The 10,978-nt window shown below is 60.4% G+C and carries 9 protein-coding genes and 1 pseudogene; 4 read left to right on the top strand and 6 right to left on the bottom strand.

Annotation, left to right across the window (positions count from 1 at the left end; translation table 11 throughout):
* The first annotated feature begins 725 nt into the window (after nucleotides 1-725).
* Nucleotides 726-1,622, top strand: a complete 897-nt coding sequence (locus tag QMA10_RS13260) for a dihydrodipicolinate synthase family protein (RefSeq protein WP_290169045.1) — start codon at nucleotides 726-728, stop codon at nucleotides 1,620-1,622.
* A gap of 21 nt (nucleotides 1,623-1,643) precedes the next feature.
* Here the strand turns inward: QMA10_RS13260 and QMA10_RS13255 are convergent, their stop codons facing one another.
* Together QMA10_RS13255 and QMA10_RS13250 are read right to left on the bottom strand one after the other, a co-directional pair.
* Nucleotides 1,644-2,252 carry a DUF1349 domain-containing protein gene (locus QMA10_RS13255; RefSeq protein ID WP_290169043.1) on the bottom strand — a complete coding sequence of 203 codons (609 nt, stop codon included), beginning with the start codon at nucleotides 2,250-2,252 and terminating at the stop codon, nucleotides 1,644-1,646.
* Between the two features lie 1,093 nt (nucleotides 2,253-3,345).
* Nucleotides 3,346-4,293 (bottom strand): LysR family transcriptional regulator, encoded by a 948-nt coding sequence (locus QMA10_RS13250; RefSeq protein WP_290169041.1) that lies wholly within the window; start codon nucleotides 4,291-4,293, stop codon nucleotides 3,346-3,348.
* A gap of 72 nt (nucleotides 4,294-4,365) precedes the next feature.
* Here QMA10_RS13250 and QMA10_RS13245 point away from each other — a divergent pair, with 72 nt between their 5' ends.
* On the top strand, nucleotides 4,366-5,337 hold the full coding sequence (locus QMA10_RS13245) for a DMT family transporter (RefSeq protein WP_290169038.1): 972 nt from the start codon (nucleotides 4,366-4,368) through the stop codon (nucleotides 5,335-5,337).
* A gap of 110 nt (nucleotides 5,338-5,447) precedes the next feature.
* Here QMA10_RS13245 and QMA10_RS13240 read toward each other — a convergent pair.
* Nucleotides 5,448-5,822, bottom strand: a pseudogene (locus QMA10_RS13240) (DUF805 domain-containing protein); the annotation flags it as partial.
* Between the two features lie 79 nt (nucleotides 5,823-5,901).
* Between QMA10_RS13240 and QMA10_RS13235 the strand changes: the two are divergent.
* Nucleotides 5,902-7,046 (top strand): IS3 family transposase gene (locus QMA10_RS13235; protein WP_290169036.1). Its coding sequence is split into 2 segments (ribosomal slippage): nucleotides 5,902-6,178 and nucleotides 6,178-7,046, totalling 1,146 coding nucleotides; the frame shifts between segments, so codons are not numbered across the junction.
* Nucleotides 7,047-7,254: 208 nt separating this feature from the next.
* Here QMA10_RS13235 and QMA10_RS13230 read toward each other — a convergent pair.
* From QMA10_RS13230 to QMA10_RS13220, 3 genes are all read right to left on the bottom strand, one after another.
* Complete coding sequence (locus tag QMA10_RS13230; RefSeq protein WP_290169034.1) at nucleotides 7,255-7,689, bottom strand: nuclear transport factor 2 family protein; 435 nt, start codon at nucleotides 7,687-7,689, stop codon at nucleotides 7,255-7,257.
* Nucleotides 7,680-8,486 (bottom strand): MBL fold metallo-hydrolase, encoded by an 807-nt coding sequence (locus tag QMA10_RS13225; protein ID WP_290169032.1) that lies wholly within the window; start codon nucleotides 8,484-8,486, stop codon nucleotides 7,680-7,682. Before QMA10_RS13225 ends, QMA10_RS13230 begins: the two co-directional genes overlap by 10 nt.
* A 443-nt stretch (nucleotides 8,487-8,929) precedes the next feature.
* A complete protein-coding gene (locus QMA10_RS13220; protein ID WP_290169030.1) occupies nucleotides 8,930-9,676 on the bottom strand; it encodes an alpha/beta hydrolase in 747 nt (248 codons plus the stop codon).
* Between the two features lie 346 nt (nucleotides 9,677-10,022).
* On the opposite strand from QMA10_RS13220, the gene QMA10_RS13215 reads away from it, so the two are divergent.
* Nucleotides 10,023-10,808, top strand: coding sequence for an alpha/beta hydrolase (locus QMA10_RS13215; protein WP_290169028.1), 786 nt, complete (start codon nucleotides 10,023-10,025; stop codon nucleotides 10,806-10,808).
* Nucleotides 10,809-10,978 lie beyond the last annotated feature (170 nt).

Genomic DNA, 10,978 nt, shown 5'->3' with positions numbered 1-10,978 from the left:
TCAAGCGCTGCAGCACTGAGTTCTGCCGACGACGGGAATAAGGAACAACTCGCGGCACCCGTCAGAAGGGTGTTGAGTGGGCGTTGCCAGCATAGGAATCCACAGAGGAGGGGGCTGTGCGCGTCTTGAGGGGAATTACCCCATTGTTTTGGCTCGCCAACATGATCGTTGCACTTGTTTTTGCCGCAGCCGTCTGGATGCACGGAGCATTCGTTGGCGGGATGGACATCGTGTCCACATGTGCAACCCGTGGCCAACCATGGGACACAGAATACAGCCGCCAGAACAGGAGGGACTCGGCGGGGTTTTTTCCGTTGCATAACAAGTGCAACGCTGGCTATGACCTAGTTCCGGTTTGGTTAAATCCGGCGGTGGCGTTCCTAGCCCTGCTCGCCTTGGCGTTTGCCGCGGCGTGTCTCGTCAGTCTGACTCTGCGGCTTAGGAGAAGGAGTCCACGGCTCAAAGGGAACAGCCAGCAGCGTCGAGGCTGAGACCGCGCAGCCGTATTCGGGGTACATCCCCAAGCCGCCCAGCGACAGCCCGGAGGATGACTCTGGCTAGACTCGGAGGCATGACCACGGGGATCCGAGAAACGGACCAGAAATTGACCGTGTTAGGCCGACGGGGCCATGCGCATGGTTGTGAACGGGGAGAGCCCCAGAGAACCAAACAAGCGGGTGCATGCTCCGCTTCCATCAGTGATTCACCGAAAGAGAGTACGTCGAATGTTCACCGGCTTGAGTGTCTTCCCCTTGACGCCTCTGGCACATGATGAGGTTGACGAGACTGCATTCGCCGGACTGATCCGCAGGCTCTCCGAAGCGAACGTTGATTCCATCACCGCGCTGGGGTCCACCGGTTCCTACGCTTACCTCAGCATGGAGGAGCGGAGCCGCGTTGCCCGCCTGGCTGTCGAGCACGCCGGCGGAACACCCGTGTTCATCGGCATCGGCTCGCTGCGTACATCACACATTTTGAGGAACGCCGAAAACGCCGAGCGGGCGGGTGCTTCAGGGCTCCTGTTGGCTCCGATGAGCTATCAGCCCCTTACCGGCGATGATGTTTTCGAACTCTTCCGAACCGTCACGGAAAACTCATCATTGCCCGTCATCGTTTATGACAACCCCGGCACCACCCACTTCAGCTTCACAACCGACCTCTACGGACGAATCGCTGAACTTCCCGGTATCGCTTCCATCAAAATCCCGGGTGTACCGGACGATCCGGCACAGGCACGAGCGAGGATCCAGGAAATCCGGGCGGCGGTTCCGGCCCATGTGACGGTCGGCGTTTCCGGTGATGCCAAGGCTGCGGCCGGTCTGGCCGCCGGCTGCGACGCCTGGTACTCCGTCATCGGCGGAACACTGCCCGCCCCCGCCTTGAGGCTCACCCGAGCCGCCCAGGCAGGAAACGTCAGCCAAGCAATGGCCGAGTCCGAACGGTTGGCTCCCTTGTGGCAGCTGTTTACTGCATTTGGGGGGAGCATTCGCGTGGTAGCTGCATTAGCTGAACACCTTGGGCTGGCGTCACAATCCTGCCTGCCGCACCCGATACAGGGGCTTACCGAGGATCAGCGTGCCCAGGTCCACAGGATTGCCGATGAGCTCGGGCTCACCCCGTAACAAGATCGGATGCGGCGCAGGTCAGGCCACGGGTCCAGGGTGAAGCGAGGCATCCGCATCCGTCACGACCCATCGGGTGAAGGTTGCCGTGAAACCAGCCCGCGTGGGCGATGCACAAAAGGGGCCTACTGCAACAGGCTCGGCCTCATTCAAGGGAGCAACCCGGATGAGACGAAAAGGTTCATCGCCGGCGCGCGCCCGGATGGTGACGGCGTCACCGGATCTGCTCAACCGCACTGTAATCTCCCGATCGATCCACTCCGGAACAGGTGCCACCGACCAGTCCGAGGCCTCATGCGTTACGACGGCACCAACCTGGGGAATCCCGTCGGAAATCTCCACGCCGGCCTTGATCCACACTGATTCCGAGACGTGCAGGAAGACTCCCGCCTGATCGAACTGCTCCGAGTAGTCCAGGAGAAACGACACCTCCACTGCCCCCTGGGCACCCAGCGGCGCAAGGAGGGCGTGTGCACTGTCATGGACGAACCCATATGAGGTGTGTCTCCACGCATCACTTTGCTCGGCCGCAGTCACCCGCAGACGACGTCCGTCAGTGACGACCCGTACCGGTGGGTTCCGCCATGTCCCACGGTCCCAGACATCCCCGTTCCCTTCGATTTCCGTCATCACGCCCAGTCTCCCGTCTAAGTTTTCGATCTTTTTACTCGTCCGCCCAGGCGCATGGGCCGACGCCCGTGAGGCAAACCCGCGCTCCGGTACGAAGTGAGTCAGACGGCACCGCCGATATGTGTTGATGCAGCCCCTGCATTCAGCTGGGTTAAGCTTTGCGCTTCCCTGTGTAGTACCCGGCAAACATTATGAGGAGTCCACAGATAATGATGACGTATGGCCAGCCGCCTGAACGCTCTGCCGGAAGTTGGATGATCAACACGGTTCCAATGAGCGCGTTGGCCGCACCAACGCATAGAAGGATGAGGCCGAGCCGCCGGGGTGCCATCACGCCAGCATAATCGACGGCAAGCTTCTCCAACCAGAGCGCATTGACCGCAGGCCGGCCGCTGACCCAGCGGACATTTGAGTGTCCGTCAGCGGATAGCGGTCAGGAAATGCCGTGAGACGGCAATCCCGTTGAGCTTCCGGCCAAGTAGTCTCGTGCGCAGGGCTGATGATCATGTCCGGGCCGCGTACGAGGCGTGCACCTCCGCATGCGTGGGCACTGCCGCCGTGCCCGTCCGTGGTCAGAGCAGTGGCAGCAACGCCGGCGATCGCCTCCACCCCGGCGGGCAGGTCAGTTTTGTCAGGGTTGCGGGTGAGCGCGCGGACAGCGCCGACGGTCTCGCCGCCCCTCTTATGGCCGGCACATTTTTATGTCGAGTTCCAGTGCCTCTTGGTTTTGTGCGAACTGTTTCCCGTGCCTGATAAGCGCGTTCTGAATTGGCCGGTAAGACCATCGATTACACTAAAAAGAAGTAAGCACAGCAGGAAAGCAAGAATAAGAAAAAGCGATTCGTACCAGAAATTTCCCTGCTGAAAGACTGTGTCGTTAACTAAACCCAGAATTATGGTCAGGACGAGCGACCTACCTGCCCTTCCCGGCCATGCTGATTTACGTTTATGGTTTTCCGCCAGAGGCCCGTTACTTCCCATTACCCGCGAGGGTTCATTTACCCTATTCTTACGCATCACCCATTCACCCCGGTTTCGTTCGCGGCACGTAGTTGGACGCTATCACGCATGATTCACTCCCCTGGCGCAGCGGCTAATCCGCTTGTGAAACGCCGGTTTCCCGGCACAATGCGGCTTCGGATCCGATTGAAGAAAACGCCGTCCTTCGAAGAGCGGCAATGACCTGCAGCACAGCGGTTCGGTGCAGGGCTTCCGGCCGGCAGAGGATGTCAACACGCCTTGCCAGCGGCAGATCATGGATGGATTTGAGCACAATTCCACTGCCAGCCGGCGGAGCCGATGTGTGGCGGGGCATCAGTGCAATGGCAGGGCCGGCGGAGACGATCGCCGCCGCGGTAGAAAACTCATTGATCCGGTGCGTGATATTAAGGGGTTGGCCGGCGTGAACGGCAATTGCCTGCAGAGCATGCACGAGCGGAAATCCGTCGTGGACGGACACCCATTCTTCATCGATGAGGTCACCGATGCTGACGCTCGGCGCGTTGGCGAGGCGGTGCCGGTCTGACATGGCGACGTCCAGGGGCTCGCGCACCAGCGGCAGGACGGTTGTTGCTTCCGGCCAGGGCGTACTGTGCTCAAGGCGGTGCGCGATGACCAGATCGTAATCGGCAGTCAGGGCAGGGAAATCATCCTGTCCCACATCCTGGTCATAACAGATCAGCCGCGGACTCCCCTCACCGGACAGGTCTTGAAGCAGGGGTCCGAAGTACGTCAGTCCCGCACTGTTGAACGCGCAGAGACTCACTGCTGCCTGCGGATCCTGAAGGTACTGGCTGACGGCCTGCTCGGCCGAGCCCATCGCGACGCTGACATCCACAGCTGCCCGGGCCAATGCCTGACCGGCACTGGTCAGAACAAGGGTCCGTCCCCGCCGTTCGGTGAGAGGAACCTCGACCCGACGCTGGAGCGCCGTGAGCTGCTGCGACACAGCTGACGCAGAGACATGGAGCGCGCGGGCGACGGCGGCAAGGCTGCCTCGTTCGCCCAGTTCCCGGAGTAGCCGCAACTGATGAAGATCCATAAGTAAAACCTAAACTAATGATTCACCAACTACCCTCTCGTCTTATTGGTTAAGTGGCCTAAGACTTATCGAATGCCAACTACACCCCTTACTCCTTCGCCTCGGATCCAGATTCGAGGACAAAACCCGTTCGCCTCACTTCTTGGTGCACGCCGGGTGGACATCCTGCTGCTCATGGTCGCCGTGGTCTGGGGCAGCAGTTACCTTGCAGCCAAAACCCTGACCGGGACGGTTGGGGTTACCGTAATCCTCTCCCTGGGTTTCCTGATCACCACGCTGGCGCTGTCCCTCATCTGGTTAGTCTGGAACCGCCGCAGGCCCGGGCGCCGCGAAACCGTTGTCGGCGTCGTCCTGGGCTTCACGCAGGCGGCAGTACTCATCCTCGAGACCCAGGGAATCGCCGGCACCAGCGCCACGAACGCCGGGTTGATTATCAGTCTTGTCATTGTGTTCACCCCCGTCACTGAAAGCGTGGCGTTCCACGTACCGCTGCCCCGCATGGTGTTCATCGCGGGGATAGTCGCCGTGGTGGGCGTGTGCCTGCTGGTTTCCGGCGACGGATTCGCCGCGCCGACTGTTGGGGACCTGCTCGTGCTGGCCGCAGCGGCCGTACGGTCCATCCACGTCACCGCCGTCTCCGCGCTCACGCGGGGCCACAGTTACAGCGCGTTGACTCTGACCCTGATCCAAAGCACTGTCTGCGCCGTCGCCTACACGCTCGCCGATTACCGGGGTGTAATCCAAGCCGTGCAGAGTTTCAATGCGGGCGAATGGGCGGGCGTGCTCTACCTCGGGCTGGCGTGCAGCGTGTTCGCTTTCCTCGTCCAGACCTGGGCCATTCAACAGACCTCAGCATCCCGCGCCAGCCTCCTTATGGGAACCGAGCCCATCTGGGCCGTTCTCATCGGAATCAGCATCGGCCGGGAAACGCTCATGCCCCTGGGCATCGTAGGTGCCGCGCTCATCATCACCGGCACTTATCTGGGACTACGATCCGAAACACGCCACCGGGAAACCACGACGCCGGGGCGCTGCGCGCAGTAGCAGGACCGATGTTGCTGCGCGCGGTCCCGCACCGTGTCAGCCTGGCGCCACTTTCATGGGTTCGGTTGCGCCGCCAGCAGATCCCAGTTCCGGGTGCATGTGAGCCTGCCTCACGTGTCGAACCGTCCGCCTTCGACCCTTGGCCCACGGATTGCGAGCAGGATCAGGACGAAGGGACCGGGAGGAATAATCGCCAGCAAGACCCACCATCCTGAAAGATTCGAGTCATGCAAACGGCGGACCGCGACGGTGAAACCGGGGACAGCGGTGACTATCAGCCAGAAACCCGCGATGAGAAGAGAGAACGCAGCGAGCGGGGAACCAGGCGCGTCGGTCAGTTGCAAGCTGAATAGCTCGATGTTCGCGAAGAGTGCGGACCCGAACGGACCAACGAACAAGGTCGGTTGCGGCGTCCGGCCCGAGACGAGCGCAGGGATAAGTAGCTGCGTCACAGCTAGGACGACGACGTTAACGAGCATCCACCACCAGTACTCGCTGGGGACTGCCCCCGGTTTTGTTGACTCCTTGACCTAGCGAGCTGATGCTCGTGGAAGGATGTTGACCATGCCGACGGCTTATGGGGCGGAGTTCCGCCAGGATGTGATTGATGTGGCCCGCAAGGGCGAGGCGCCGCTGGCGCAGATTGCGAAGGATTTCGGGCTTTCGGTCACCACGCTAAAGCGCTGGATTGCTATCGCCGAGCGGAAGGAAACCGGGGCAGCTCCGGCAACAGCAGACTCTGCCGAAATACGTGAACTGAAGAAGCGCAACCGCTTGTTGGAGCAGGAGAACGAGATTCTGCGCCGGGCTGCCGCCTATCTGGCAAGGGACATCAACCCAAAATGATCTACCCGCTGGTCACGGATCTTGCCGCCGAAGGGATTCCCGTGGCGGTGACCTGCAGGGTGTTGGGATTCAGCAAGCAAGGCTATTACCGGTGGAGAACGAACCCGGTGACCGAAAGGGACTGGGTCGATGCGCACCTGGTGAACGCTGCTTTGGAGATCCATGCGGACGATCCGGCGTTTGGCTATCGGTTCATTGCTGATGAACTCCCGGAGAAAGGCATCACAGCCGGGGAGAACAGAGTTCAGCGCCTGTGCAAGGACCACGGCATCTGGTCGGTGTTCTCCAAGAAACGTGGCCTGAACCGCAAGCCCGGACCACCGGTCCACGACGATCTGGTGGAGCGGGACTTTACTGCCGCGGCACCGAACGAGCTCTGGCTCACCGACATCACCGAGCACCCCACCGCTGAGGGCAAGCTCTACCTCTGCGCGATCAAGGACGTCTATTCCGGCAGGATCGTGGGCTACTCAATGGATTCGCGAATGAAATCCTCATTGGCCGTCGCCGCGCTGGAGAACGCCGTGCGGGCACGCCGCCCGTCAGGAACGGTGCTGCACTCGGACCGCGGCTCGCAGTTTCGATCCCGCCGTTTCGTTGAATCGCTCCGGCATCACGGACTGACCGGCTCAATGGGCCGGGTGGGTGCGTGCGCGGACAATGCCGCGATGGAATCGTTCTTCTCGCTGCTGCAAAAGAACGTCCTGGATCGTCGGCGGTGGGGCACCCGGCAGGAACTCCGGCTAGCCATCACAACCTGGATCGAAAGGACTTACCACCGCCGGCGACGGCAAAGACGGCTGGGAAAACTCACGCCCATCGAATATGAAACAATCAACCGAACCGCGCTCTTAGCGGCCTAAGACCCCGACACAACAAAAGTCGGGGCAGTCCCGTGGCTGTGGCGTCCCTCATGGGTGTCTTGTGGCATCCAAGCCTGAACCGCCCCCTGGACAAGTTGGAGGATTGAGGCTTTGCGAAACGGGTTTACCTTGATGTCTGCCGCTGATGATTAATGGCTCACAGCTCCAACGCGCATGTCATTGGCGCCGCCACCGCTGGGTGTCTTGGTCAGGCGGGTATGGGCCGGCTTGCTTCGGCGACTTTTGCTGTGTCGACGAATTGTTCGAACCGGACGATCAGCCCACCCCGGACAATGAAGTGGTGCGCCACACGGACGTCCAAGTACTTTCGTGTGGCGCGGTGGGTGGCTGTGTATCTGGCCAGCACCACTACGTTTTCCCCGTCCACAACATAGCTGTCGTCGTGGGCGTCCCAGCCGTCCCAGTCGCGGCCGAGGATTTCCATGACATTTGCGGTAACACCGCTGGGGGTGCGGTAAGTTCCTGCCAGGGGAAATCCTGCCATTTCAGTCCATTCAACGTCCGGGGCCATCGTTGCTCGGAGTGCCTCGAGGTCACCAGCTGCTGATGCCATGTATTGCCTCCGTACAACGTCGCGTGGTGCAGTCGAGACGATCAATTCGTTGTTGGGGGTTAGCCCCATGTCATTTCTCCCTCGGCAACCTTGGGTCCGATTTGTGCTGCGATCAGCATGCCGGAGTTAGGGTATCTTTCAATCAGAGCCGCCGTGACGGCCGCGGCGTTTTCGGAGCGGTCAAGGATCTGCTCGAATTCTTGGAGGTAAGAGCGGGTGTAGTCGATTGCCGAGGAGTCGTTGGCCGTTCCTGGCAGCCTGTGTCCGGCTACAACGAGTTCGGGATTGAGGGACTGCATCTGGTCAAGGAGTTCAATCCAGGCAGAGCGCAACTCCGGGGTTGCGGTGTCCGCGGTCCAGACATGTTCTTCCTGGAATACCAGAACCCCTCCGACGACGGCGTTGTAGTCCGCGTTGAAGAGGTATTGCCTGTCAGGTAGGGTTTCGGAGCCTCCCCGGAGCTCGAAGCGGTATCCCTCGAGCTCGATGGCTTCCGAGGACAAGGGGGAAATCGGTGTCAGGCGGGTTGGAAGGTTTGCGCCCAGTGCTGCCCAGGCCTTGAGCTTGCCGTCGAAGCTTGCCTCTATGTGTTCGATGACGATGGGTGTTGCCACGATCTTGGCTTCCGGAAAGGCGTCGGCGATGGGTTCCAGACCGAAGTAGTAGTCCGGGTCGGCGTGGCTGACAAAGACTGTTTCCAGCTGCTTGCCGGAGTCAAGGATTGCCGCGACGAGGCGGTGGCCGTCGGCCAGTGTGAAGCCTGCATCGATGAGGAGTGCCTTGGTGTGACCGGTGATCAAAGTTGCTGACTTGTTGGGTGAACCTGCGGGGAAGTCGAGATCGAAAACTTCGAAATTCAGCGACATGCTGTTGATCCCTTCTCGAAGGACCCGGAAATGCCCCGGGTGAGACGTGCGAGACACCTTCATCACATAGCTGCAGTAGCTGACTAGTCAGCTACTGCTGGAATCTCTAGCTTCTGATCTTGGCATGACTCGGCAGTGCTTTCGCATCGTTCTTGCTGATCTTCTTCACCGCTGCCGAAAACACCTCGGCCTGTGCGGGAGGGAGGAGGCTGAGGAGGTACAATCCGACGCTTCGACGTTCCGGGTAGTGGCGAGGAGGAGTACCTCTTTACCTCTTGAGGTCAGGACCCCCTCCTGGGCTTTGTCCCGCACAGGGATCGCTGTGCGGAGCTAATTGCAGTATGGGTGTGCGGCCATCTTGCCTCCCGTAGAGCGAAGCGCCTGACTGTTGCAGGCACTCGCGCATAGGAGTTATATACCGAACAAAAGGCACGCCGAACGGTCTAAAGCCTAGTCTCCGGACTTCTCCGGGGAACGTGGGGTTCGTTTCCTCGAATAATTGCTCCGAAGGTGCGCATGAGGGAATTTCCGGCTTCCAATGCCGCCGGAGATACATCGTCGAGGCTTAGGAATCCATGGACAAGCCCTCGATGAGGGAGATGACGCGCGTCTATTCCTGAGGCAATTAGCTGTGCGGCTAAGGCCACGCCTTCATCACGAAGAGGGTCGCACTCCGCCGTTGCAATAACAGTGGTCGGCAAACCACTGAAGGCGGTATGCAGGGGGCTGAAATCGGCAAGCTTTTGGGCGGAAATCTCCGGCACCCATTGATCCACAGCCCATGCCAAGGCTCCCGTATCTAACCCCCAACCTAATCCTTTCTCCTGAATGCTTGGCTGTGCCAGCGTCAAATCGGCATTCGGGCAGATGAGCAGCAGCGCCGTGACCGGTCGACTAGCGGCAATAGTCCGCTGAGCCGCCATGAGAGCGATCAGTCCCCCGGCGCTGTCGCCGGCCAAAGACAGAGAACCTGATGTTGCGCCCAATACCACCGATGCTTCCAACGCCCATTTCACGACGCCGGCGACGTCGTCGATAGCTGCCGGCGCGGGATGCTCCGGCGCACGGCGGTAATCGACGGCTAGGACTGCAGCGTTCGCCTCTACAGCCAGGCGACGGCAGGTACGGTCGTGGGAATCAAGGTCCCCGAAGATAAAGCTCCCGCCGTGAACGTACACGATAAGGGGCAACGGTCCCGTGCCCGGTCGATACAAACGCAGACGGAGAGCGGGGTCACCGGGCAGAGAGAGGTCTCTGACGACAGGCAGGCTTGGCCCCTCTGACCGGGTACGTGGGGCACGCAGTTCCTTCACATCCAAGGGCGGGGCTTCTGCGGGCAGGGACCTGATTTCCGCTATCCACCGTTGCAGGTAGGCGTCGGCTAGTAAGTCATTCACCCCATAATGATGGCCCACAGACAGACTCATCCACGTCCACGCACTCGTCGCCTCGGTGAGTTGCGTTCATGGATCGGCTTACGGGTGGCACCTCGGCGCGAATGCTGAGGGATCAAACCGCGCCTGTAGGCTCTGCCTCATGATTGCTCAAGTCCTAGGAAAAGGTCGACCGCTCGTCGTAATCCACGGATTCGGCGTCGATCATCGGATCATGCTGCCGTTGGAGGACGCCCTTGATGGGTCTGGATGGCAGCGCATCTATATCGACCTACCGTGGGCTGCAGGAAATGCTGACGGCGACGTAACCAGCGCAAATCACGTTGCGCAAGGTGCTCTGAACGATATCTACGAGCATCTTGGAGACCGGTCCTTTGCCGTGATCGGCAACTCCTTCGGCGGCATGATTGCCCGGCACATCGCTCATGAGCTCCGAGATCAGGTCCTTGGCCTGGCTACTCTTGCGGGTGTGTTCGAGCCTGACCACCAGGAGCGCAGTCTTCCCCGCCGGCTGGTTGTCCGAGAGGACCCCGCGGTTCTTGCTTTGGCCGGTCAGGCGAGGAATGACTATGAAGAGATGACCGTCGTCCAGAGCGAGGCCACGCTCAAGGCATTCACTCGATATGCACTTCCTGGTCTTCGGCAAGCAAACCAAGCCATTCTCGAAAGGGTGGCAGCGGAGTACGCACTCCCTGTCGAACCCGAGATCGCGCACCCCGCGCCCTTCGAGGCGCCTTCGTTGCACCTCTTCGGGCGGCAGGACCATGTCACCGGATACGAGGACGGGTGGAAACTCCGCGACCACTACGTCCGTGGGACGTTCGCGGTCCTCGATGCCGCTGGACATAACGCTCATCTCGAGCGCCCGGATCTGACTGCAGCACTGGTACAAGATTGGCTCGTGCGGACCAGCGCCTCCGCCCGTTGAGGGACCGGTAAATGGCGCAGCTTTGCATCGCTTCGTGGTCAGCTCGGCTCGCAAGCCGGTCTTCGAACGTGCGCTAGCCATACGCCAGTTGTGTTTAAGTTGGCCCAATTAGTGTCCGTTGCTGGCGTCTCTGTCACACTTGAGCCGGGAATCTGTGAACAATGATGAAG

This window comes from Arthrobacter sp. APC 3897, from assembly GCF_030407495.1.
Lineage (GTDB): Bacteria > Actinomycetota > Actinomycetes > Actinomycetales > Micrococcaceae > Arthrobacter_B.
The sequence above is the reverse complement of the archived record's forward strand: the minus strand, read 5'-3'. Positions and strand labels throughout refer to the sequence as shown.